Annotated in this window: 20 protein-coding genes; 9 read left to right on the top strand and 11 right to left on the bottom strand. The window is 31.7% G+C overall.

Annotated features, from left to right (window positions below):
* Positions 1-144: 144 nt before the first annotated feature.
* Positions 145-729 (bottom strand): RNA polymerase sigma factor, encoded by a 585-nt coding sequence (locus G5V56_RS14510; protein WP_166966323.1) that lies wholly within the window; start codon positions 727-729, stop codon positions 145-147.
* Between the two features lie 296 nt (positions 730-1,025).
* Here G5V56_RS14510 and uvrA point away from each other — a divergent pair, with 296 nt between their 5' ends.
* Positions 1,026-3,812, top strand: coding sequence for an excinuclease ABC subunit UvrA (uvrA, locus tag G5V56_RS14505; RefSeq protein WP_166966321.1), 2,787 nt, complete (start codon positions 1,026-1,028; stop codon positions 3,810-3,812).
* 27 nt (positions 3,813-3,839) lie between these two features.
* Here the strand turns inward: uvrA and G5V56_RS14500 are convergent, their stop codons facing one another.
* Positions 3,840-4,904 (bottom strand): DUF3667 domain-containing protein, encoded by a 1,065-nt coding sequence (locus G5V56_RS14500; protein ID WP_166966319.1) that lies wholly within the window; start codon positions 4,902-4,904, stop codon positions 3,840-3,842.
* A gap of 170 nt (positions 4,905-5,074) precedes the next feature.
* Here G5V56_RS14500 and G5V56_RS14495 point away from each other — a divergent pair, with 170 nt between their 5' ends.
* Both G5V56_RS14495 and G5V56_RS14490 read left to right on the top strand, forming a co-directional pair.
* On the top strand, positions 5,075-5,521 hold the full coding sequence (locus G5V56_RS14495; RefSeq protein ID WP_166966317.1) for a hypothetical protein: 447 nt from the start codon (positions 5,075-5,077) through the stop codon (positions 5,519-5,521).
* A 79-nt stretch (positions 5,522-5,600) separates the two neighbouring features.
* Positions 5,601-6,239, top strand: a complete 639-nt coding sequence (locus G5V56_RS14490) for a hypothetical protein (protein ID WP_166966315.1) — start codon at positions 5,601-5,603, stop codon at positions 6,237-6,239.
* A gap of 84 nt (positions 6,240-6,323) precedes the next feature.
* Here G5V56_RS14490 and G5V56_RS14485 read toward each other — a convergent pair whose 3' ends face one another.
* Positions 6,324-7,016 carry an EndoU domain-containing protein gene (locus G5V56_RS14485; RefSeq protein ID WP_166966313.1) on the bottom strand — a complete coding sequence of 231 codons (693 nt, stop codon included), beginning with the start codon at positions 7,014-7,016 and terminating at the stop codon, positions 6,324-6,326.
* Between the two features lie 223 nt (positions 7,017-7,239).
* On the opposite strand from G5V56_RS14485, the gene G5V56_RS14480 reads away from it, so the two are divergent.
* Positions 7,240-8,406 (top strand): hypothetical protein, encoded by a 1,167-nt coding sequence (locus G5V56_RS14480; protein WP_166966311.1) that lies wholly within the window; start codon positions 7,240-7,242, stop codon positions 8,404-8,406.
* A gap of 75 nt (positions 8,407-8,481) precedes the next feature.
* Here the strand turns inward: G5V56_RS14480 and G5V56_RS14475 are convergent, their stop codons facing one another.
* The 4 genes from G5V56_RS14475 to G5V56_RS14460 all read right to left on the bottom strand — a co-directional run bounded on the left by G5V56_RS14475 (position 8,482) and on the right by G5V56_RS14460 (position 14,056).
* Positions 8,482-9,939 carry a lipopolysaccharide biosynthesis protein gene (locus G5V56_RS14475; protein WP_166966308.1) on the bottom strand — a complete coding sequence of 486 codons (1,458 nt, stop codon included), beginning with the start codon at positions 9,937-9,939 and terminating at the stop codon, positions 8,482-8,484.
* A 109-nt stretch (positions 9,940-10,048) separates the two neighbouring features.
* Entirely contained in the window at positions 10,049-11,332 is a 1,284-nt protein-coding gene (locus tag G5V56_RS14470) for a glycosyltransferase family 4 protein (protein WP_166966305.1), read from the bottom strand.
* Complete coding sequence (locus G5V56_RS14465; RefSeq protein ID WP_166966302.1) at positions 11,319-13,748, bottom strand: YfhO family protein; 2,430 nt, start codon at positions 13,746-13,748, stop codon at positions 11,319-11,321. The genes G5V56_RS14470 and G5V56_RS14465 overlap by 14 nt, the downstream gene beginning before the upstream one ends.
* Positions 13,749-13,780: 32 nt before the next feature.
* The gene (locus tag G5V56_RS14460; RefSeq protein ID WP_166966299.1) at positions 13,781-14,056 is read right to left on the bottom strand and encodes a DUF4834 family protein; all 276 of its coding nucleotides are present in this window, start codon (positions 14,054-14,056) and stop codon (positions 13,781-13,783) included.
* Between the two features lie 158 nt (positions 14,057-14,214).
* Between G5V56_RS14460 and G5V56_RS14455 the strand changes: the two genes are divergently transcribed.
* Together G5V56_RS14455 and G5V56_RS14450 are read left to right on the top strand one after the other, a co-directional pair.
* Positions 14,215-15,228 (top strand): transporter, encoded by a 1,014-nt coding sequence (locus G5V56_RS14455; RefSeq protein WP_166966295.1) that lies wholly within the window; start codon positions 14,215-14,217, stop codon positions 15,226-15,228.
* A 23-nt stretch (positions 15,229-15,251) separates the two neighbouring features.
* The gene (locus tag G5V56_RS14450) at positions 15,252-16,370 is read left to right on the top strand and encodes a GTP cyclohydrolase (RefSeq protein WP_166966292.1); all 1,119 of its coding nucleotides are present in this window, start codon (positions 15,252-15,254) and stop codon (positions 16,368-16,370) included.
* 59 nt (positions 16,371-16,429) lie between these two features.
* Here the strand turns inward: G5V56_RS14450 and G5V56_RS14445 are convergent, their stop codons facing one another.
* The 3 genes from G5V56_RS14445 to G5V56_RS14435 all read right to left on the bottom strand — a co-directional run bounded on the left by G5V56_RS14445 (position 16,430) and on the right by G5V56_RS14435 (position 21,117).
* Entirely contained in the window at positions 16,430-17,689 is a 1,260-nt protein-coding gene (locus G5V56_RS14445; protein WP_166966289.1) for an aminotransferase class I/II-fold pyridoxal phosphate-dependent enzyme, read from the bottom strand.
* Between the two features lie 247 nt (positions 17,690-17,936).
* On the bottom strand, positions 17,937-18,977 hold the full coding sequence (locus G5V56_RS14440) for a PLP-dependent cysteine synthase family protein (RefSeq protein ID WP_166966286.1): 1,041 nt from the start codon (positions 18,975-18,977) through the stop codon (positions 17,937-17,939).
* Positions 18,978-19,056: 79 nt separating this feature from the next.
* Positions 19,057-21,117 carry a S9 family peptidase gene (locus tag G5V56_RS14435; protein ID WP_166966284.1) on the bottom strand — a complete coding sequence of 687 codons (2,061 nt, stop codon included), beginning with the start codon at positions 21,115-21,117 and terminating at the stop codon, positions 19,057-19,059.
* Between the two features lie 77 nt (positions 21,118-21,194).
* Here G5V56_RS14435 and G5V56_RS14430 point away from each other — a divergent pair, with 77 nt between their 5' ends.
* The gene (locus tag G5V56_RS14430; RefSeq protein ID WP_166966281.1) at positions 21,195-21,518 is read left to right on the top strand and encodes a YbaB/EbfC family nucleoid-associated protein; all 324 of its coding nucleotides are present in this window, start codon (positions 21,195-21,197) and stop codon (positions 21,516-21,518) included.
* 7 nt (positions 21,519-21,525) lie between these two features.
* Here G5V56_RS14430 and G5V56_RS14425 read toward each other — a convergent pair whose 3' ends face one another.
* Positions 21,526-22,548, bottom strand: a complete 1,023-nt coding sequence (locus G5V56_RS14425; RefSeq protein ID WP_166966278.1) for a threonine aldolase family protein — start codon at positions 22,546-22,548, stop codon at positions 21,526-21,528.
* A gap of 91 nt (positions 22,549-22,639) precedes the next feature.
* Between G5V56_RS14425 and prfB the strand changes: the two genes are divergently transcribed.
* A protein-coding gene (gene prfB, locus G5V56_RS14420) for a peptide chain release factor 2 (protein ID WP_166966275.1) occupies positions 22,640-23,747 on the top strand; the annotation gives its coding sequence in 2 pieces (ribosomal slippage) (positions 22,640-22,702 and positions 22,704-23,747; 1,107 coding nt in all).
* A 15-nt stretch (positions 23,748-23,762) separates the two neighbouring features.
* Positions 23,763-24,104: an arsenate reductase (glutaredoxin) gene (gene arsC / locus G5V56_RS14415; RefSeq protein ID WP_166966272.1), complete on the top strand. Its 342-nt coding sequence runs from the start codon at positions 23,763-23,765 to the stop codon at positions 24,102-24,104.
* Positions 24,105-24,118 lie beyond the last annotated feature (14 nt).

The raw sequence follows: 24,118 nt of genomic DNA, 5'->3' as shown, positions 1-24,118 counted from the left end.
GAATAATTTAGAAGAAAATTAACCGTTTCTTCCTTCGGTTTTAGATCATTTAATTTTTTAATAGAATTGTGAGTGTAAAGTTTTGCCATGTATAGTATTTTTAAATGAATTAAAATAGTAACGCAGCAAAACTTGAAATATTGTTTAATTAGTTAAAACAATATTGTGTTTATCTATTATTTTTCTCAAATTAATGAGCGCATAACGCATTCTTCCTAATGCAGTATTAATACTAACACCCGTTTTATCTGAGATTTCCTTAAAGCTCATATCGTTATATATACGCATTAATAACACTTCCTTTTGGTCTTCTGGTAGTTCATCAACCAAGCGTCTTACGTCTGATTCTACTTGATCTTTTATAATCTGTTTTTCTGCATTAAGTGAACTATCGCTCAGCACAGAAAAAATACTGAATTCACCAGTATTATCAAATTTTGGCATTCTGCTATTCTTTCTAAAATGGTCTATAACTAAATTATGTGAGATTCGCATAACCCATGGTAAAAACTTACCTTCTTCATTGTAAGCGCCTCTTTTAAGTGTTCGTATGACTTTAATAAACGTATCTTGAAAAATATCTTCAGTAATATCTCTATCGTATACTTTTGAATAGATAAAACTATAAATTTTCTGTTTGTGTCTCGTTATAAGAATTTCTAATGCGCTCTCATCTCCAGTGATATAGTTTGTCACTAAAGCAGCATCTGGTATAATTTCGTGTTGCATAATAATTACTTTTAATGCATCGAAGAGTTCTTCTTTGCTTGGGGTTACATGTTTAAAAGTAATGTTCTGCTATAGGCAATAGTTTAATTGATGATTATCATTCAAATATAACAACAATCATTCCTAAAAAACAAAAATTATGGTCTTTTTTTGATTTATAAGTGCTTTAAATCCTGTTTTACCGTAATGTTTTATCGTTCAAATACATAACAAGAATCTCAAAAGTTAGGAAACAATTATTTTTACATAGATTAAATACTTATAGTATCTTTGCATGATAAGTCCTTATAAAACCCATGACTACAAACCTTTTAGACGTAAATCCAAAGCAAAATATCATCATTAAAGGTGCCAAATTGCACAACTTAAAAAACATTGATGTCGTTATTCCAAGAAATAAATTAGTAGTCATTACGGGATTATCTGGTTCGGGCAAGTCAAGTTTAGCATTCGACACCTTATATGCTGAAGGGCAACGACGCTACGTTGAAAGCTTATCGAGTTATGCACGACAATTTTTAGGTCGATTAAACAAACCAAAAGTAGATTATATAAAGGGTATTGCGCCGGCCATTGCTATTGAACAAAAAGTAAACTCTACGAATCCACGTTCAACTGTTGGAACATCTACAGAAATTTATGATTATTTAAAATTGTTATTTGCTAGAATAGGCAAAACTATATCACCTATTTCTGGTGCTGAAGTGAAAAAAGATACGGTTTCTGATGTGCTGAACTATCTAAAAGAATTTGCTGAAGGCGAACGATTATTGCTCCTCGCCCCTATTCATTTAGAATCTGGTCGTGAATTGCAAGACAAACTAAAAGTTTTGCAACAACAAGGCTATGCGCGAATAAAAGTAAAAGATAACGTTCTAAGAATTGATGAAGCTACAGATATTAAAGAATCAGTAAAAGATATTTTTTTAGTCGTTGATAGAATTATCATTAAAGACGAAGAAGATTTTCAAAATAGATTGGCTGATGCTGTGCAAACTGCTTTTTTTGAAGGAAAAGGCGAATGTATTATTGAAATCTTAAGCAATCATACTAATAGACATTTTAGCAATAAGTTTGAACTTGATGGGATCTCGTTTTTAGAACCGAATGTACATTTATTCAGTTTTAATAATCCGTACGGAGCCTGCCCAAAATGCGAAGGTTATGGTGATATTATTGGTATAGACGAGGATTTAGTTATTCCAAACACTGGCTTATCAGTCTACGAAAATGCTATTTTTCCCTGGCGTGGTGAAAGCATGAGTTGGTATAAAGATCAATTGGTTAATAATTCGCATAAATTTAATTTTCCCATCCATAAACCTTATTTTGAACTAAGTAAAGAACAAAAAGATCTTATTTGGAATGGAAACCAATATTTTGAAGGATTAAACTCGTTTTTTGCTGAGCTAGAGGCTAAAGCCTATAAAATCCAGAATAGAGTTATGTTGTCTCGTTATCGCGGAAAAACAAAGTGTAAAGCCTGTAATGGAAAGCGGTTACGTCCGGAAGCCAACTTTGTCAAAATTAGTGGTGCAACCATTACGGATTTAGTAGAGATGCCTTTAAATAAATTATCTAATTTTTTCAAAAACTTAGAACTGAATGATTACGATACGCAAATCGCTGAAAGACTTCTAAAGGAAATCAATAACCGATTATTATTTTTATCTAATGTAGGACTTGATTATTTAACCCTAAACAGAAAGTCAAACACTTTATCTGGTGGTGAAAGTCAGCGTATCAATCTAGCAACCTCACTAGGGAGTAGTCTAGTGGGATCTATGTATATTTTAGATGAACCTAGTATTGGCCTGCATCCTAAAGATACAGAACGTCTCATTTTGGTTTTAAAACAGCTACGTGATTTAGGAAATACCGTCATTGTTGTTGAACATGATGAAGATATCATGAAAGCGGCTGATCAAATTATCGATATTGGCCCTGAAGCAGGAACTTTTGGCGGCCATGTTGTTGCTAACGGAACCTACGCTGATATTTTAGAATCAGATTCATTAACAGCTAAATATTTAAATGGAGAATTAGAAATTTCAGTTCCAAAAACACGAAGAAATTCTAAATACCATGTAGACATTATTGGAGCTCGTGAAAACAACTTAAAAAATGTTGACGTATGTTTTCCACTGGGAATGCTTACCGTAGTTACAGGAGTTTCTGGTAGTGGAAAAAGCACGCTAGTTAAAAAAATCCTCTATCCGGCATTACAAAAAAAAATAACTGATTTTTCAGATAAACCGGGTCAATTCACTGCCTTAGAAGGTAATTTTAGTAATGTTAATCATATTGAGTTTGTAGACCAAAACCCCATTGGAAGGTCATCGCGTTCAAATCCCGTAACCTACATCAAAGCGTATGACGATATCAGAGCCTTATATTCAAATCAAAAACTGAGTTCTATTAGAGGCTACCAAGCCAAACATTTTTCTTTTAACGTAGATGGCGGACGCTGTGAGACTTGCAAAGGCGAAGGTGAAGTAACCATTGAAATGCAGTTTATGGCCGATGTGCATTTAGAATGTGAAACGTGTAAAGGAAAACGCTTTAAAAAGGAAGTCCTTGAAGTGACGTTTGCAGGCAAAAATATTGATGACATTTTAAATATGACTATTGATGATGCCATCACATTCTTTGAAACCAATAAGCAATCAAAAATCAAAAACAAATTACAACCGTTACAAGATGTTGGACTAGGCTATGTAACCTTAGGACAAAGCTCCTCTACCCTGTCTGGTGGAGAAGCACAACGGATTAAGCTAGCCTCATTTTTAGGAAAAGGCAATAGTAAAGAAAAGGCACTTTTTATCTTTGATGAACCCACTACAGGTCTGCATTTTCACGATATTTTAAAGTTATTAAAATCGTTTAATGCCTTGATTGAAAAAGGGCATTCCATTATTGTGGTTGAACACAACTTAGAGCTTATAAAATGTGCAGATCATATAATTGATTTAGGTCCAGAAGGTGGTGAAAACGGTGGTTATATAGTCGCAGCGGGCACGCCAGAAGAGATTATTAACAATAATGCTTCTGCTACCACCAAGTATCTAAAAGATAAACTATAGCAGAACGAACTATCATTTCTATCTATTCTAATAGAATAAAAAGGCTGTAAGCCCAATAATTAAAGCAGCTAAAGGCGTTACAAAACTTAAAAACAAAAATGAAATAACGCTACTTTTAATAAAACTTAAGAAATAGCCTTGTCCATAAAAACGTTTGACTGCAAACAATAGATAGAAAAAGGTGGAAAGCATGATTAAAACAATGGTTCCAGCTGATAATTTAAAGATAAAATTAGCTAGAATTAAAATGCTAAATACCATAAACAAAAACGAGAAAAAATAAAACGTAAACACTAAATGGTGCGAAAATCGTCCTTTATTATAGTAAAATAATTTTAGGAGTAATGCGAAAATTGGCAACAAAATAAACATGGCTATCGGTATACTATCGTAAAACGCCTGTAAAATAGAACCTCCGTTTTTTTGTTTATAAAATTTAAGAACTTGAGAAAATAATTTACGCTTAAAAGCTCCTGCATCATCATTTAATCCCATTGCTTTATAAATTTCTGCGTCTGGGGCACCAATGGCTATTAAAGAATCTATTTTCTGTTCATTAAAATCAAAATTAGCATTTACTATAGGTTTATCTTGATTATTTTTTAATATAGAATCTAAATCTTTATACCCATCTACTCCAGTTACAATATTATTTTCTTTTAAAGGCTTTAATATCTTTTCTGTTTGGATAGAGTCTAACGTCAGATTTGATTGAATAGAATCCTTAGCTACTTTAACCTTATCAAAACCATTTTTAAGCGCTTTATCAAACTCTTGAGTACTCTCTCTCGCAATAAATGAAAATAAAAAAAAGAACACCACTGAAATAAACAGATACATTTGTGCCGGATGCAAATATAATAAGCGTTTACCTTCTATAAATCGTTTAGGCAAATAGCCTGGTTTAAACATTAAAGGGATATAGCTTTTAAAAAAACGCGCATCAAACGAAAAATAGTTGCTTATGGTGTTATAAAACAGCACACCAAGCGTAAGCTCATCATTTGCTTTTTGTCCACAGTGCGGGCAAAACTGAAACTCTTTATCATAATCCTTTTCACAATTTTTACAAGTAGTGTAGTCGTGTTTCATACAAATAATAGCTTTGATTATAAAAATATGAAAAAGAATGCATAAACCAATACAGTATAACTAATTGATTATTAATATTTTAAATTTTTGGCACGCAAATTGAAAACTCTAAAGCAATAGCGGAAGCCGAAAAGCTAAAGAGTAGGCGAAAAAAGATAAACCCAAAAATCATGAATATAAAAATTACTTTACTTAGCATTTGCTTTCTTTTAGTTACTGCGTTTAGCTTTTCTCAAAGAAAGGACGACCCTAAAAGCATTATGAACAAAAACGTTGCTATCAAAAAATATCATAGTACTGAAGACCTAGAAAAAATGCAAAAAGGGGAGTTATTAGAATTGTATTTAGAAAGAATGACGACTCTTACTAATACATTACCATACATAGCCTTTGGCACAAAACCTAACGTAACAATGTCCTCAGTAGGTATACCAGAAAGCAAAGAGAATGTAAAGGCACTTGAAAAGCTTCACGAAAACACAGAGAACTATTTAGATAACACTATTGAATTTCAGAAAATAATCCTGCCCTACTCTGACACCAATAACTTAGCTAAGGCCATTTTGTTTTATGAAGAAATAATTAAGTCCTTTCATACTTATGAACAATTTATGTAGTAATGATTACTGTAAATAAATACAATATAGCGGAAGCCGAAAAGCTTAAAGAGTAGGCATCATATAAAATTTGATGATTATGAAAACACTTTTACTTTTTATGACAAGCTTGTTATTAAGTATAACAGCAACATCAGCAACAGAGCAACACCCTGAGCCAAAAGATAACCATGTGAATCCTACTAAATATTATCGCTATGCGCAACCTATTGTATTTGTGGAACGCGGTGTAGAATTCTCAATTTTTCCTGACGGAAGTTTTGACTTTGATGTATTACACAACACTTATTACAATAACTCAAATACAAGAAGAACAACTATCAATGCAGGTTATGCAACAAGAGGCGTACAAGTAAGATATACCTCTGTGCGTTCAAATGCGCCAGTGATTGTTAAAGATAGATTTGGAAAGATTACCCGAGTTGGCAACAGTCCTATTTATTATGACCGTATGGGAGATGTAACTCAAATAGGTTCCGTGGATATTGATTATAGCCGAGGAAATAAAATAGTTGCTAAAGTTGGCGGATTACGAGTAAACTATAACCATTGGGGGCAAATTGTAACGACTAAAGGCTATGTTAATTCTTTAAATAGAACCTTTAATAATTACTATGCTTTAAATAATGATACGTTTTATGATAATGATTATGACGATACGTATTTCTATTACAATAAAAATGGTAAAGTAAAAAAAGTTAAAAAGAATAAACGATAATCTTTTTTTATTAGTTAGTTAAATCCCAAAATGCCTTAGTTGGTGTTTTGGGATTTTTTGTGTTTTAAAACAGTCTATACTAACTCATGTTGGCTGATTTATTTTTTGGCTACTGACGTGGTTACCTTGAATTATCGGATAAATCGAAATTAACTTTCCTTCTATGATAATAATTTTAACTGGTATTCCAGATAATGTTTTGGAAAAATAAACGTAATCAGTTTCTTCATTTTTAACTTTATTGGAATTGGCAAAATCACATTCATTGAATAATGTCGTAGGAATCCAAGTTTTCGGAAAAAAGGTAGAAGACGTTTTTTTTGGAATCCATCTATTTGTGTTTTTATCGTAAAATTCAATTTTTGCTTTAAAAACACCTGTATTTTTATCATAATCTTCCTCTTCTATAATTCTAATTTTATTTGGATCATAATAATGTAACCCAGTAACTTTTCTATTTTTCACTTTACCTGTTGTAGCATGCAAGTAAACATTTATGAAATCCTCTTTATATGTTTTACCTGCAGGAGTTAAAATGTATTTTTCAATTGTTGAAATATTATTCAAAACTTTTTGAACGTGTTTAGAACCCTTTAAAACGACCTTTTTAAAAATCATCGAACTTCTCCTTAGGTTTCTAATTGATTTATATGGTCCTTCTCCTTCTCGAATGGGATAATAATCAGGAACTTTTATTATTCTTGTATCAGTATTTACCTCTTGTCCGGTTGCTTTCCAAACATTATCAATTATATAGTAAGAATAATTCTCTTTCATATTTACAGCTAACTTTAATGATATGAGTATATTTTAATAACTTATATCAACTGCTACAAGAATTTAGTAGTTTTTTCCTTCAAAAAATATATAATCGTTATGAGTTATTAAAAAAGTTATAAACTTTTATTTTTAATTGATTATCAACTACTTAAATAGCTCTGTTGTTTTTTGGCACGCTGTTTGTAATTAACTAAGCGTAGAACAATTAAAACTTACAGTTATGAAAAAATTACTAATATTAGCAGGTTTAATCTTTACAGGATTAACAGCTTCAGCAACAACAATAAATACTACTGAGAATGTTAATACATCTACCTATATTAATGGATATGGTAATTCTTTCATATTTGTAGAAGGTGGCATTGAGTTTTCTGTATTCCGTGATGGACAATTCGATTTTAATATTTTAGGAAACAGATCTAATGTTAATGTAGCTATTGGAACTCCAAATATAAACTTCAGCTTTAACTCTGGATATGATTACAATCCTTACATACAATACGATGAGTTTGGTGCTATCATTCAAATAGAAAATGTGCCTATTTATTATGATTATTATGGACGCATCAGTCAAGCAGGAAATGTAAATATTAATTATAACAACTACGGTTATGTATCTCGTGTTGGTGGTTTGTATGTTCACTATAATCGCTACAATGTATTTTCATATTGCACAGGCTATATAAACATTTATAACAGACATTATGTATACAGACCTTGGCATAATTATTATAGAATTCCACCTAGAAACTATTGTGTAGTATACAATAGACCTTACAGACAGTATTACAAACCTGTTCGTTACAACTATTCAAGACCCTATTACAATAATTACAGACGATCAACCGCTGTGGCTACTAGACGAGGAAATACAGTAGAAAGACACAGAAGTTATGCTACAATTAACAGAAGTAATAACTATACGAGAAGAAATGACTCTCAATTAAGAACAAACACAAATACTAGAAGGGATTATGCGCATGTAGAAAATAACAAACGTATAACAAGAAGCAATAATACATCTAATAATACGGTAATAAGACGCAATAATACAAGTCCTGTTAGAACTAATTCTCAAATAAATAACAATAGAAATACTAAAGAAACCGTTAAAAGAACCTATAAACCTAATACAACAGTAAGAAATAGTGAGGTTATAAGACAACGAAATAATACGGTCTTACAAAAACCAAAAACAACAAATACACGTACCTATAATAAAGTAAATACTACTAGAAACACACAACAAGTACATAGAAATACTGAAAGTAGACAACGAGTTGTAAAACAATCAAACTCACGCCCTACTCAAAGTAAAGCTACAAAAAGTAGAAGCACTTCTAGTAATAACAATACAAGATCGACACCTACAAGAAGACGGTCATAACAATTTTGGTTGGTTAGTTGGAAAGCCCTGCGATAAGTTTGCCTCAAAGCGACTTCGTAGGGTTTTCTTTTGGTTTTAAGAGCGTTTTAATAGCTTATTAATAATTAAAGATATATCATCTGAAAATTTAAAAGCATAAACCATATATCCATAGAAAACACAAACAAGTATAGATTTTAAACTGATGTTTATAATAGGATGAAACGGAAATTCCCAAAAATAAAATATCACAACGCAAACTACAATCAGGCTAAACGTTTTTAGTGTTGCAATAGTAAAAGGCATCATATTAAAAGCGTATTTTACAAACAGTATTTTAGCAATATTATAAATTAATATGGCTATAAAAGTTGCCATAGCCGACCCATTGATACCAAATAAAGGAATGAAAATCATATTTAAAACAACCGTTATAATTACTAAAAAAACACCTAACAGTAAGACCATTCTATAATAATCGCTATTAAAGAGAATCGCATTATTATTTCCTAATAAATTATCTCCTACTTTAGCCACTCCTATTAAAATAACAATTAATAAGCCTCCACTAAACTTCTCAGGAATCAATAGGTATAACTCATTAATATTTAAGATAATTAGTAAAAATATAAATCCACTAATAATAAATAGATTTAAAGAGCTTTTTTGGTAGAGGGACTTTAACTCTACTTTATTTCTTTCATTTAAAAGTTTAGCCGTTACCGGACTTATAATTTGATGTAACGACCGCAAAGGCACTCCAATAACACTCGCTATGTAAATAGCTACACCGTAATAAGCTACCTTTTCTATATCCACATAATAACCTAGCATAAACTTATCAATTTCAAGAATCAAGTTAGCTACAGAACCTGCAACAATAATCAATGAAGTATATTTTAAAACCTTAACTAAGCTTTTAAATTTTTTAAATTTTATAATAGGTTGTCTTAAGCTAAAGGCATAAATAGCCATGATAAGCATTCGTAAAAAGTAAATGCCAACAATTCCATAAATTAATTCTTCAACATTTATAAATTCAAAATAAAGTGCAAATAACAAAATTGTTGTGCATAATCTATGAAACACTTCCTTCATAAAATTACCCAAAACACTTTGAAATTGAACACGACTCCACGCATAAAACACTTCAAAATATGCAAACGTTATGGCAGAAAAATAAATAAGCCACACATAATCTTTGATAATTGGATTTTTTTGAGCCAACCAAGTGCTAATCGTATCAAAAGCCACATGACCAATGAAACCTACAGGAATTATAACTGCCAAAGGCAAAAAAAGCATCAGCGTTAAAAAACTGTTTTGCGACTGCCTTGTTTTAAATATAGAATAAAACTTAATAATGGTATTATTGGTGCCAAAAGCCATTAATGGCATCATGATATTGGCTGTAGAAAGCATAAAAGTAATCAGTCCAAAATACGTGTCACTTATAAAATTGGTGAATAAAAACAAAACATTAATAGCGCCTATACCAAAACCTAAATATGTAGTAAGTGTGTTTTTAATAGATTGAGAAATAACTAGCCCCATTATGTACTTAAAATTTCTACGCTAAAATACTAATTAAAAAAGAAAATGTTTATATGTAAAGATAGCAGTATTTAACAATTGAACTCACAAAAAAATGACTTAATAGCTACTATATTAAATCAGCTAATTGTTTTGTTAACGATTTACGGCTATACTTTTGTAATCCAATAGGATGCGATTGCAGATTTTTAGCTTGAAAGTCCTTATAATGTTTTAGTATCACTGTTTTTAGCGATTGGTAATCATCATAATAAAAGTAATTACCTGTATTGGTTTCTTTAATTATTGTTTCTACATCAGATGCCTTGGGGCCTAATGCAATAATAGGTCTGTTAGAGACCATATATTCAAATAACTTTCCTGGGATAATACAGTTTGTTTCTTCAGAATTGATTTCAATTAATAGTAATACTTGTGATTTTTTTTGAAACATAAGAGCTTCTTTGTGTGATACATATCCTATCTCATTACAATACTTACTTAAATTATGTATTTGAATAGATTTCAACACATCCTTACTTAATAATCCTATAAAATTAAGCTGAAAATCGTTTGAAAAATCGTTGTATTCATTAACTAAATCACTAAGAACACGCCATAATACTCTAGGATTTCTTTTAGATAATAAGGAGCCTATATGTGCTATAGAGAATTTAGAATCTAAGGTTACAGAATTTAAAGACTCTACATCATATCCATTAGTGATAACCTCTATAGGTTGCTTCGTTAAAAGCTGAAACTCTTTTTTGGTTGTAAAGCTTGTAACTATAATTTGATCTGAACTATTTAAGACTTCTCTCTCTAATGTTTTATGCTTCAATTCAGAAGATTTGGTCAGTTTTAATTGCTTATGATAACCTATTTGTGTCCATGGATCCCTAAAATCAGCTATCCACTTCACTCCTAGTTGCTCTTTGAGTTGCTTTCCTATTAAATGTAAACTGTGCGGTGGCCCTGTAGTGATAATGGTTTCAATCTGTTCGTTTTTAATATAATCCAATAAAAAATTCACAGAAGGTTTTACCCAACCGACACGAGCATCAGGAATAAAAAAATTACCTCTAATAAAAAGCATTATTTTTTCTAGTAAACTTTGCTTTTTGACATCTGTAATAATGCCCTTACTAATTGTTTTCGATTTCTTTTTTGAAAACAGACTCGCAAGTTTATAAGGCTCTAATATAGGTCGCTTTATTATGGTAACATCAAGTGGAACTTCATTTAGTAATGTCTCATCAATAATCGGGTAATTGGGGTTTTCGGGAATAAATACAACGGGATCAATATTAAATTCAGGAAGATACTTTACAAATTTTAACCAGCGTTGTACACCAGGCCCACCCGCAGGTGGCCAGTAATAGGTTATTATGAGCGCTTTTTTATGCACTGTCATTTGTTTTTTTTCGTATACCAAACGCAATTCCTAAAATAACTAACAAACCAACCAAAATAGAACTAGCAAGCGCTATAGTACTACCCGTTTTAACCACTTGAGGATCAAACTTAAACTCAATAATATGCTCTCCAGCAGGAACCTCCATACCTCGTAACACATAATTCACTTCACTATGGCTGACTGCTCGACCATCAATAAAAGATTGCCAACCATGAGGGTAATAAATCTCAGAAAAGACAGCAAATCCCTTATTACTATTGTTAGATTGATACTTTAAATAATTAGGTTTATGATCTAAAAGTTTGATTGTAGCAGTTGAATCAACACTATATGTTGTCTTATAGTTTTCTTTATCCATCCAATCTTTATTGATAACCGCTGTTGTTTTTGTATTTAAGCTATCTAATGCCAAAATTTCTTCGTTGGCAGACTGAACACTATGTAATTGAGAAATAAACCAAGCATTCCCATTAGCTTCGTCATTGGTATATGGGAAAATTTGTCCATCTTTATCTTTTGCAATAATATACTTCGTATTCAGCATATTTAGGACATTCAATTTATTTTTTTCTACGTAAAAATCAAACAGTTCACTATAGCGTTTTAATTCAGCAGCATTGTATCCATTTAATGAATTATGAAAATAAGATGGTTTTGCGGGCCCGGATACGAGGTCGAAAACCCGATAATAGGTCGTGTCTTTTAAAATTGCTTTATCTGCGGCATTTTCTTGAAACGGTTTATTAACTTGAATAGCCGAGACGAAATCATCATCATTTACATAACGCTTATCAACTCCAACTAAATCGAACAAAATTAGAACACCAAAACCAATAATAACCCAGGTCTGTTTTATTTTATGTTTTAAAAACAAGAGTATAGTTCCAGCGGATAGTAATACTAAAATCAATGTTCGTATCGTATCACTAACAAAGATACTTTTACGGTCTTCTTTTATAGCATTAATAAAGTCCTGACCGTAGTTTTGACGATAATAGCCATCATTAATCCCTGCGAAATCAAAAGAGGATTTAAACACTAAAAACAGTATTGCCAAACCTCCAGTGATTACCAAAGAATACTTTAAGGCATCTTGTTTTTCTTGAACTGTTTCAGAATCTTTGAAAAGTTTCGAAAGCCCTAAAATAGCCAATACAGGAATACACAATTCTAAGATAACTTGAATAGATGTTACGGCTCTAAACTTGTTGTAAAGCGGTACAATATCAATAAAAAAGTTAGTTAGGAATTCTAAATTCTTGCCATAAGATAATAATAGTGATACTATGGTTCCTGCAACCAACCACCATTTACGTCTGCCTTTTACTAAGAATAAGCCAAATACAAATAAAAATAAGATAACAGCCCCAACATAAGCCGGTGCTTCTACAATAGGCTGATTTCCCCAATACATAGGCGCACGCTTTGATTCCTGAAGCGCTTGTGCTGGTGAGGCTCCTAGTTTTCGAAAGGCAGTGTATGTTTTTGAGTCTTTACCAACATCTTCTCCATTACCACCACCCATAAAGCGCGGAATGTATAAATTGAATGTTTCCCACAACCCATAACTAAACTGTGTAATATAATCTTTATCCAACCCAGAAGTTACTTCTTTGGGTGTTCCGTCAGGATTAATAGTTAATTCGCTTTTGCCACGTGTACTTTCTTTAACATATTGTTGAGTAGCTAATATATTGGTTGCATTTAAGGCAATAGCCAAAAGTGCCGCCGGAATTAAGATACCTATAGATTTAAAATAATGAGGTAAATCATTATTTTTATAAGCATCAATAGCATACACGATTCCTAAAATAACAACCAGAAATAACAAATAATAGGTCATTTGAAAATGATTGGCAACAAGCTCTAACCCCAACGCAATAGTAGTCAGTAAAAATCCAATTATATATTTTCGTTGAAAGACTAATAAAATACCACTTAAAACTAATGGCATGTAAGCAATAGCGTGTGCTTTACTATTATGACCAACTCCTAGAATAATAATTAAATAAGTTGAAAACCCAAACGCAATGGCGCCTAAGGCAGCCAATTTAAAGTCTACTTTTAAAACTAATAGTAATACGTAAAAACTTAAAAGATACAGAAATAAATAATCTGCTGGGCGTGGTAAAAACCGCAATGATAAATCTAACGATTTAATATAATTATGAGGGTATTTTGCGCCCAATTGATACGTAGGCATTCCTGCAAAAGCACTATCTGTCCAATAGGTTTCTTTACCGGTATCTGCTCTAAAATCATTTTGTTTTTTACTCATGCCTATATATTGCATGATATCACTCTGAAAGAGTTGTTTGCCTTTTAAAACAGGACTGAAATACGCTAAAGACAGGATAATAAAACCTACAATGACCAGCTGGTGTGGTAGTACTTTTTTAATTGAAAATTGCATGAATTTATGTTAAAAAACAATGATAGCGAAAATTAATCAATTTCTTCGTAATCAATATAGTCTCCTACATTTTTATTTGAAGATTTTGTATTAGGCATTTTATCAATAGTTACTTCACCTTCCTTTTTAGGAGGTTCTTGTCGTTGTTGAGAACCAAATTGACCACCAAAACGTTCTTCTGCCTTTTTAGCTACAAACTTTATAAGAAATGGCGAAAACAATCTAGCTAAAATTTTTATTCCAAAATAAATAACCAATATAATTAGTATGGTTCTAACCAACCCTGTAGCGGATGCATATTGCAACATAAAAATATTTTTTAGCAAAAATACAATTCTATGTATTGAAAAAGCAGTCAAAAATGATAAAAAAACTATAAAATCTCTATATTTGGGAACCCTTTAACTCGTAAATTAATGAATATCCTTACGATTTTATATTTATATCAAAATCTAAAACCTTAATTATGAAGCTTATCAAATCTACTATTTTAATTCTGTTTGTTTTAGTATCTACCCAAATGTATAGTCAATATACAGATGTTATAAATTCAAATAGACCAGGCGTATCTCGTAGTGCTTTTTCTGTAGGCACAAAAGTAGCCCAATTTGAAGTTGGCCCTTATTTTATTAAAGAAAAACGAACTCCTGCTCTACAAACGGAAACTTCGGGTTATGGTATCGATTTTGCTGCACGTTATGGCTTTTTACTTGAGCAATTAGAACTTAATATTGAAGGCACCTACCAAAATGATACAAAAACTTATTTTTCAACGGTCCCTTTTGATGAAAACCGATCAAACTTTAAAAACTTAACAATAGGTGCGAAATATTTAATTTTTGACCCTTATAAAAATTCTGAAAATGATAAACCTAATTTGTATAGCTGGAAAGCAAATCATCAGTTTAAATGGAGTTCTTTAATACCCGCTGTTTCAGCTTATATAGGAGTTAACTATGATACAAAAAATAATCCTTACACAGCTCCTGGCGTTGAAGGTATTAGTCCGAAAGTAATGCTTATTTCACAAAATAATTTTAATAGTGGTTGGGTGTTTGTCATTAACTTAATTAAAGATAGAATTGGAACCGATCAATCTGATTTTTCATATATATTAACCCTTACCCATTCGTTTAGTCCTAAATGGGTTATTTTTGGCGAAACTCAAGGCATAAAAAGCGATTTTTATGCTGATAATCTTTTTAGGTTTGGTGGTGCTTATTTATGGGGGAAAGATTTTCAATTAGATACAGCTGTTACACTAAACACTAAAGACACCCCGTCGGTTTTTAGTGTGAATTTTGGAGCATCCTACCGCCTTGACTTTCATAAAGATAAAATACAAAAAAACGAAAATATTGATAATGGCGCATCAGCTAAAGAAGAAGGTAAAAGACGGTCCAGAAAAAATAAAAAAACAACGGATGTTATTGAAGATTATAACAAAAAGCACAAAAGAAAAGTACAAAAATTTAATTAAAAGCAGAGATATCTCACTTTAACATGATCACAATAAAAGAAGTAAAAACTAAAAAAGACTTAAAAGCTTTTGTAAAGTTTCCGTTTGAATTGTATAAAGATTCAAAGTTTTGGGTGCCACCTATTATTAGTCAGGAATTAAAAACGTTTGACAAAAAAGAGAATCCTGTATTTAATGATACCGAAGCTCGTTTTTTTCTTGCCTATAAAAACAATAAACTTGTTGGGCGTGTTGCTGCTATTATTAACTGGTTAGAAGTGAAAGAACAAAATCAGAAAAAAATGCGCTTTGGTTGGTTTGATTTTGTTGATGATATCGAGGTTTCTCAAGCTCTTTTAGATACTATTGAACGCATAGGGAAAGAGAATAATTTAGATTATACTGAAGGGCCCGTCGGTTTTTCAAATCTTGACAAGGTTGGAGTAATCACAGAAGGCTTTGAAACTATAGCCCCTATGATTACATGGTACAACTATCCGTATTATGCGAAGCATTATGATTCTGCTGGTTATCAAATAGAAAAAGCGTATTCAGAAAGTCGGTTTCCTTTTGCAAATGTACACCCTGATTTTTTTCTTAAAGCTCAAGAATTAATAAAACGTCGTTATCAATTAAAAGCATTGACATTTTCTAAAACATCTGAAGTCATGCCTTATGTTGATAAAATGTTTGACTTGTTTAATAAAAGTTACGCATCATTATCCTCTTTTGTTGCTATTACAGATATTCAAAAAGAATATTTTAAAAAGAAATTTATCAGTTTTGTCAATCCTGAATATATCAAATTTGTTGTAGACAAAGATGATAATTTAATTGGATTTGCTATTGTAATGCCTGCTTTTGCCAAAGCATTACAAAAAATTAAAGGACGTTTATTTCCTTTTGGTTTTAAACATATTCTTAATGCTAAGAAAAATAGTAAAGATGTTATATTTTACCTAATAGGAATTCATCCTGAGTACCAAAACAAAGGAGTTCATGCTGTAATTTTCAATGAATATTATAATACATTTACCGAAAAAGGGATTAAAACCTGTTTTAGAACTCCTGAATTAGAAGACAATATAGCCATTCACCAAATATGGAAACACTTTTCGCCTGAAGTGTATAGAAGACGAAAAACATTTAGAAAAAATTTATAAAAAAAGCACCTTTAATACTTAAAGGCGCTTTTTTTATACTATACTATTTTTTAAAACTTTTATTCTCCCATAGCAGCCATAACCGCTGCAGAAAGCCTTTGATAAGTTCCGTTTTCAAGTCTTGTACGTATGGATTCAAATGCATCCAGTGTTATTTGAACATCTTCTAACGTATGTGTTGCTGTTGGAATCAAGCGCAATAAAATCATTCCTTTTGGTATCACAGGATACACTACGATAGAACAGAAAATACCGAAATTTTCTCTCAAATCTTTCACTAAAGCCATTGCCTCAGGAATACTTCCTTTTAAATAAACGGGAGTTACACAACTTTGTGTAGTACCAATATCAAACCCTCGTTTTCTAAGTCCTGTTTGAAGTGCATTAACATTTTCCCAAAGCTTATTTTTAAGTTCGGGCATTGTTTTAAGCATCTGTAAACGCTTGCGAGCACCAACAACCAATTGCATTTGCAATGATTTGGCAAACATTTGAGAACGTAAATTATATTTTAAATAATCTATAATTTCTTGATCGGCTGCAATAAAAGCTCCCGTTCCTGCCATTGATTTAGCAAATGTTGCAAAATAAACATCAATGTCATCTTGAACCCCTTGTTCCTCACCTGTTCCTGCACCTGTTTTTCCTAAAGTTCCGAAGCCATGAGCATCATCTACCAGAAATCTAAAATTATATTTTTTCTTTAATGCAGCTATTTCTTTCAATCTACCTTGCTCACCACGCATTCCAAAAACGCCTTCAGAAATAACTAAAATTCCTCCACCGGTTTGTTCGGCCATTTTGGTAGCTCTATCAAGATTTTTTTCTAAACTTTCTACATCATTATGTTTATACGTAAAACGTTTACCCATATGTAAACGCACACCATCAATGATACATGCATGGGCATCAACATCATATACAATAATATCATTTTTTGAAACTAAGGCATCAATAGTAGAAACCATTCCTTGATAACCAAAATTTAAAAGATAGGCAGCTTCTTTATTAACAAATTCTGCCAATTCCTTTTGTAAAGTCTCATGAAGATCTGTATGACCAGACATCATTCTTGCTCCCATTGGATAGGCAGAACCGTAAGCAGCACCAGCTTCAGCATCTATCTTTCTTACTTCAGGATGATTGGCTAAGCCTAGATAATCATTAATACTCCAAGTAATAACATCCTTACCACGAAATTTCATTCTATTAGAAATTTGACCTTCTAATTTTGGAAACACAAAATATCCTTCTGCTTGCGATGCCCACTTCCCTAGCGGACCCTTATCTTTATAAATTTTTTCAAATAAATCTTTCATTTAAAATAAATGTTATTGCTATTAAAATTCAACATGACTACTAAGAAGACTGTGATGTAAGTTAATAAATCTAATTAACTTATGTTATCTGTAATACTTGAAAGTTTTACTTAGTTAGCAGGAGCAAAATTAAATATTTATATTGTTTGTACATAATTTTTAGACTTCAATTATTAATAAAATAAAAAAAGAGACAGCATTATGTTAGAATAACAATTACTATCTCTTTTAAAAATTATAATTATTCTTATTTTATGTACTCAATAATTTCTGCTGCTTCAATATTTACACTATCAAAAAAGCCTTGTTCATTCATCCATTTATCACTATATATTTTACTCATATAACGTGACCCATGATCAGGAAATAAAACAACAACCATATCGCCTTTTTTAAACTCTCCTGTTTCATTAAGTTGTTTTACAGCTTGTAGAGCTGCTCCACTTGTATAACCAACAAAAAGACCTTCTTTTTTAGAAATTTCTCTGGCCGTATGGGCACTTTCCTCATCTGTTACTTTAATAAATTTGTCTATTTGACTAAAGTCTGTTGCTGTTGGAATTAAGTTCTTGCCTAAACCTTCTATTCTGTATGGATATATTTCTTTTTCATCAAACTCATTAGTTTCATGATATTTTTTAAGAACAGAACCATAAGCATCCACGCCTATTATTTTTACATTAGGATTTTGCTCTTTTAGATATTTTGCGGTACCTGAAATTGTTCCTCCAGTACCACTACAAGCAACAAGATGTGTTATTTTACCTTCTGTTTGATTCCAAATTTCTGGACCTGTAGAATTATAATGTGCATCAATATTTAATTGGTTAAAATATTGATTGATATAAACAGAACCTTTTGTTTCTTGGTGTAAACGTTTTGCTACTTCGTAATAAGATCTTGGATCATCTGCCGCTACATGTGCTGGACAAACATACACTTTTGCTCCAATAGATCGTAACATGTCTATTTTATCTGGTGATGACTTGGAACTTACCGCTAGAATACATTTATAGCCTTTTATAACACTTACCATAGCTAAACTGAATCCTGTATTTCCAGAAGTAGTCTCAATAATAGTGTCTCCTGGGTTTAGAATTCCTTCTTTCTCTGCTTTTTCAATAATGTAAAGCGCTATTCTGTCTTTTGAAGAGTGTCCGGGATTAAAAGCTTCAACTTTTGCGTAAAAATCACCTTTAAAAGAAGAGGTGATTTTATTTAATTTAATAAGTGGTGTTTTACCTATTAAATCTAACACATTGTTAAAAACTTGATTTTTTTGTTTCATAAATGTTTTTTAAAAGCTACAATTTTGCATGAAAATAATTATAGCCTAAAACCAAACAAAAATAGAATATTTTTTTTTATTAGCAATGAATTCCTTCTAAATCTAGTAAAAACGCATATTCCAAAGCCACTTCTTTGATGCTTTCAAAACGCCCAGAAGCCCCTCCATGACCCGAATCCATATTTACGTGTAATAGGAGTTTATTTGAGTCTTTTTTTAAATCTCTTAGCTTAGCAACCCATTTAGCTGGTTCCCAATATTGTACCTGAGAATCATATAAACCTGTTGTTACTAACATGTTAGGATATTCCTTCTCTTGAACATTATCGTAAGGTGAATATGATTTCATATACTTGTAATACTCTAATTGATTTGGATTTCCCCATTCATCATATTCTCCTGTTGTTAAAGGAATTGTATCATCTAGCATCGTGGTAACTACATCCACAAAAGGAACAGCAGCCAAAACGCCGTTGTATAATTCAGGATTCATATTTATTATGGCTCCCATAAGCAAACCTCCAGCAGAACCGCCGTAAGCATATAAATGCTTATTTGACGTATACTTTTGTTCTATTAAAAATTTTGAACAATCTATATAATCATAAAACGTATTAAGTTTTGATAAAAGTTTACCGTTTTCATACCATTCTCTACCTAAATACTCACCACCACGTACATGAGCAATGGCATAAATAAAACCTCTGTTTAACAAACTTAATCTTATCGTTGAAAACGATGGGTCTGTCGTCGAACCATAAGACCCATAGGCATACAAGAGTAATGGATTTTCTCCATTTAATTGAATTCCTTTTTTATATACTATTGATATTGGTACGTTTACACCATCTCTTGCTGTAGCCCAAATGCGCTTAGATTCGTAATCATTTTTATTGAAATCGTTACCAAGAACCTCTTGTTCTTTTTTTATCTCACTTTGTTTAGTATAAAAATTATAATCAATAACAGCACTTGGAGAGGTAAGCGAGTTAAAACCGTAACGTAACACTTCACTATCAAAATCAGGATTATTACCAATATAGGTGCTATAGGTTTCGCTATTGAAAGGCAGATAGTAATCTTCCGTTCCGTTCCAACTCATAATACGCAACTTATTCAATCCGTTTTCACGTTCATTAACCACTAGATAATCTTTAAAAATCTCAATATCCTCAATTAAAACATGATCTCGATGAGGAATTACGTCTTCCCAAAATTCTTTTTGAGTTTGAGTTTCGTTGACTTTTAAGAGTTTAAAATTAGTAGCTCCGTCGCTATTAGCAATAATATAAAAGTGATCTTTATAATGCGCAATACTATAATCTAACTCACGTAAACGTTTTTGAAAAATCTTAAAGGCATCATCGGGCGTATCTGCATTTAAAATTCTATATTCAGAAGTCAAAGTACTTGAAGATCCTATAATGATGTATTTTCTTGATTTTGATTTATAAACAAAGGTATTATAGGTTTCGTCTTTTTCATGAAACACTAATTCATCATTCTTGGTTCCACTATGAAGTTTATGTTTGAATATTTTATGAGAACGAAGTGTTACTTCGTCTTTCATTGAATAAAACAACGTTTTATTATCATTGGCCCAAGTAGCACTACCAGTGGTGTTTAATATTTTATCTGGATAAACTTCTCCAGTAACCAAATTTTTTATTTGAATAGTATATTGCCTTCTACTCACTGTATCCGTAGAAAAACACGCTAATATATTATCTGGACTAATAGCAATACTTCCTAAATTAAAATAAGAAAAATCTTTAGCCATCTCGTTACAGTCAAATAGAATTTCTTCTGGAGCTGTTAAAAGTTCTTTTTTTCTTATATAAACAGGATAATCCTTTCCTTTTTCATACTTAGTAATATACCAATATCCATTTAATTTATAAGGAACTGTTGAGTCATCTTCTTTAATTCTACCTTTCATTTCTTCAAACAATGCGTTTTGAAAATCTTCGGTATGAGACATCATCTGCTTGGTATAGTCGTTTTCTGAATTTAAATAATCTATAACCTCTGGATTTTCTCTGTCATTCAACCAATAATAATTATCAATTCTTACATCAGAATGAATTTTTAATTCTTTTGGTTGTTTCTTTGCTAAAGGTACTTCTACAGTATTTTTCAAATGGATTATTTATTTAAAATGAAAGTGCCAAAAATATAAAAATTATATAGTTTTGTACCCAATAAAAAATTAAAACTATGTTTGGAGATATGATGAATATGATGGGTAAATTAAAAGAGACCCAGAAAAAAGTTGAAGACACAAAAAAACGTCTAGATACGGTGTTTATTGATGAAAAAAGTAATGATGGCAAAGTTAAAGTAACTTTAACAGGGAATAGAACTATAAAATCTATTGAAATTGATGCAACATTACTTGAAGATAAAGAACAACTTGAAGATTATTTAATCCTCACTTTAAATAAAGCTATTGAAAAAGCAACCCAAGTAAACGAAGCAGAATTAGCAGCAGTTGCTAAAGAAGGTATGCCAAATATTCCGGGATTGGATATGTTTAAGTAAACTGTATTTAGAATTTTAGACTTGTTAAAATTTCTAGAACTTTTTCATGCATAGTATTGGTGTAATCTAAATGAGTTACCATGCGCAGTTTATTACTGCCCATACTGATAATCAAAATATTGTTTTCTTGTAGTTTTTGAACAAACTCTTTTTCATTAACGCCTTCATGTAATTCAAAAATTACAATATTCGTTTCAACAGGCTCGACTGTTTTAATGTATGACAAATTTGATAAAACCTCCCCTATTTGTTTTGCTTTAGTGTGATCATCATTTAAGCGCTCCATATGATTATCTAAGGCATACAATCCAGCGGCAGCCAAATATCCAATTTGACGCATATTACCGCCAAAAATCTTTCTAACCCTAATGGCATTTTTCATAATATCTTCATCACCAATCAACACAGAACCAATAGGACAACCAAGCCCTTTACTTAAACATACCGAAATAGTATCAAACACGTCTCCGTATTGTTTAGTACTTTCATTTTTAGCTACTAAAGCATTCCATAGTCTGGCGCCATCTAAATGAAACCCTAAATTATTAGACTTACAAACCTCTTTAATTTTTAAAATTTCATTGAAATCCCAACACGCTCCCCCGCCTTTATTGGTAGTATTTTCAATTTCAACTAAACTAGTCTGACTGTAATAAAACGCATCAGGATTAATAGCCTCTAGTACTTGATTTGCTGTGAACATACCTTGATTACCATCTAATAGTCTACAAGACACCCCACTATTAAAAGAAGCACCTCCAGATTCGTAATTGTAAATATGGGCATATTTATCACAAACAACTTGTTCTCCAGGATTGGTATGCAACTTAATCGCTGTTTGGTTTGCCATCGTACCTGAAGGAAAAAATAAGGCTCTGTCTTTACCAAACATGTTGGCTAACCGTTCCTCTAAAATAATAACTGTTGGATCTTCACTAAACACATCATCCCCTACTTTGGCTTGCATCATAGCATCTAACATGCCTTTTGTAGGCTTGGTAACGGTATCGCTTCTTAGGTCTATAATCATAAAAATGTTCTTACTAATTATTTGATAAAAATATCATTAAAATTTATGTTCTTAAAGCTTATGTTCTATTTTTGTTCAAAATTTAATTTTCATGATTACATCAGACCAAATCAAGTCTCTTAATACCCGCCTAGACAAACTTAGGCACTATCTTTGACATAGATGCCAAACTTATAGAAATACAAAACGAAGAAGAGCAAACCTTTGCTCCTGACTTCTGGGAAGATTCAAAAGCTGCTGAGTTAGTTATGAAATCGCTTCGTGTTAAGAAAAAATGGGTTGAAGATTACAATACCTCAAAATCACTTTTAGAAGAACTAGAAATCTTATATGATTTCTATAAAGAAGGAGCATACACCCTTGAAGAAGTTGAAGAAAGTTATGACAAGCTTAAAAACCTCCTTGAAGATATCGAATTTAAAAACATGCTTTCTGAAGAAGGTGATAGTTTAAGTGCTGTACTTCAAATTACTGCTGGTGCTGGTGGCACAGAAAGTTGCGATTGGGCGAGCATGCTAATGCGTATGTATTTAATGTACGCCGAAAAAAGTGGTTTTAAAGTAAAAGAATTAAACTTTCAAGAAGGTGATGTTGCGGGCATAAAAACGGTGACTTTAGAGATTGAAGGCGATTTTGCCTTTGGTTGGTTAAAGGGTGAAAATGGAGTCCATAGATTAGTAAGAATCTCTCCATTTGATAGTAACGCGAAACGACATACCAGTTTTGCTTCGGTTTACGTATATCCGTTGGTTGATGATAGTATAGAAATAGAAATTAATCCTGCTGATATAGAAATTACCACAGCACGTTCTAGTGGTGCTGGCGGACAAAACGTTAATAAAGTAGAGACCAAAGTCCAATTAACACACAAACCTACGGGTATTCAAATTCAATGCTCAGAAACACGCTCTCAGCATGATAACAGAGCTCGGGCATTACAAATGCTTAAATCTCAATTATATGAAATCGAGCTTCAAAAGCAAATGGCACAACGCGACGATATTGAGGCTGGTAAAATGAAGATTGAATGGGGTAGCCAAATTCGCAACTATGTCATGCAGCCTTATAAGTTGGTAAAAGATGTTAGAACCGGACATGAAACCAGCAACCTAGACGCCGTTATGAATGGTGATATTGGTCCGTTTTTAAAGTCGTATTTAATGATGATGGGACAAAAAGAAGACGATAATTCACTATAATAAAACTTAAATAACATGATTAAAATATATCACAACAATAGATGCAGTAAATCTAGAAACGGATTGAAATTACTTGAAGAATCTGGTAAAGATTTTGAAATTATAAATTACTTAGAAGATAGTCCTTCTAAAGAAACATTAAAAGAAATTATTAATTTATTGGATATAAAACCTATTGAATTGGTTAGAAAAAATGAAGCCATTTGGAAAGAGCAGTATAAAGGAAAAGACTTAACAGATGACGAAGTGATTAATGCCATGATTGAAAATCCGAAACTCATAGAACGACCTATTGTTATTAACGAAAATAAAGCAGTCATTGGCAGACCTACAGAAACTATTCTTAGCATCATTTAAATTAGTTTAACGCT

The organism is Yeosuana marina, from assembly GCF_011762485.1.
GTDB lineage: Bacteria > Bacteroidota > Bacteroidia > Flavobacteriales > Flavobacteriaceae > Yeosuana > Yeosuana marina.
Note: the sequence above shows the minus strand (reverse complement) of the source record. Positions and strands in the feature narration are given on the sequence as shown.

Coding starts and splice junctions, on each gene's coding strand:
- G5V56_RS14510 (WP_166966323.1), bottom strand. CDS start 729: ATGCAACACGAAATTATACCAGATGCTGCTTTAGTGACAAACTATATC.
- uvrA (WP_166966321.1), top strand. CDS start 1,026: ATGACTACAAACCTTTTAGACGTAAATCCAAAGCAAAATATCATCATT.
- G5V56_RS14500 (WP_166966319.1), bottom strand. CDS start 4,904: ATGAAACACGACTACACTACTTGTAAAAATTGTGAAAAGGATTATGAT.
- G5V56_RS14495 (WP_166966317.1), top strand. CDS start 5,075: ATGAATATAAAAATTACTTTACTTAGCATTTGCTTTCTTTTAGTTACT.
- G5V56_RS14490 (WP_166966315.1), top strand. CDS start 5,601: ATGAAAACACTTTTACTTTTTATGACAAGCTTGTTATTAAGTATAACA.
- G5V56_RS14485 (WP_166966313.1), bottom strand. CDS start 7,016: ATGAAAGAGAATTATTCTTACTATATAATTGATAATGTTTGGAAAGCA.
- G5V56_RS14480 (WP_166966311.1), top strand. CDS start 7,240: ATGAAAAAATTACTAATATTAGCAGGTTTAATCTTTACAGGATTAACA.
- G5V56_RS14475 (WP_166966308.1), bottom strand. CDS start 9,939: ATGGGGCTAGTTATTTCTCAATCTATTAAAAACACACTTACTACATAT.
- G5V56_RS14470 (WP_166966305.1), bottom strand. CDS start 11,332: ATGACAGTGCATAAAAAAGCGCTCATAATAACCTATTACTGGCCACCT.
- G5V56_RS14465 (WP_166966302.1), bottom strand. CDS start 13,748: ATGCAATTTTCAATTAAAAAAGTACTACCACACCAGCTGGTCATTGTA.
- G5V56_RS14460 (WP_166966299.1), bottom strand. CDS start 14,056: ATGTTGCAATATGCATCCGCTACAGGGTTGGTTAGAACCATACTAATT.
- G5V56_RS14455 (WP_166966295.1), top strand. CDS start 14,215: ATGAAGCTTATCAAATCTACTATTTTAATTCTGTTTGTTTTAGTATCT.
- G5V56_RS14450 (WP_166966292.1), top strand. CDS start 15,252: ATGATCACAATAAAAGAAGTAAAAACTAAAAAAGACTTAAAAGCTTTT.
- G5V56_RS14445 (WP_166966289.1), bottom strand. CDS start 17,689: ATGAAAGATTTATTTGAAAAAATTTATAAAGATAAGGGTCCGCTAGGG.
- G5V56_RS14440 (WP_166966286.1), bottom strand. CDS start 18,977: ATGAAACAAAAAAATCAAGTTTTTAACAATGTGTTAGATTTAATAGGT.
- G5V56_RS14430 (WP_166966281.1), top strand. CDS start 21,195: ATGTTTGGAGATATGATGAATATGATGGGTAAATTAAAAGAGACCCAG.
- G5V56_RS14425 (WP_166966278.1), bottom strand. CDS start 22,548: ATGATTATAGACCTAAGAAGCGATACCGTTACCAAGCCTACAAAAGGC.
- arsC (WP_166966272.1), top strand. CDS start 23,763: ATGATTAAAATATATCACAACAATAGATGCAGTAAATCTAGAAACGGA.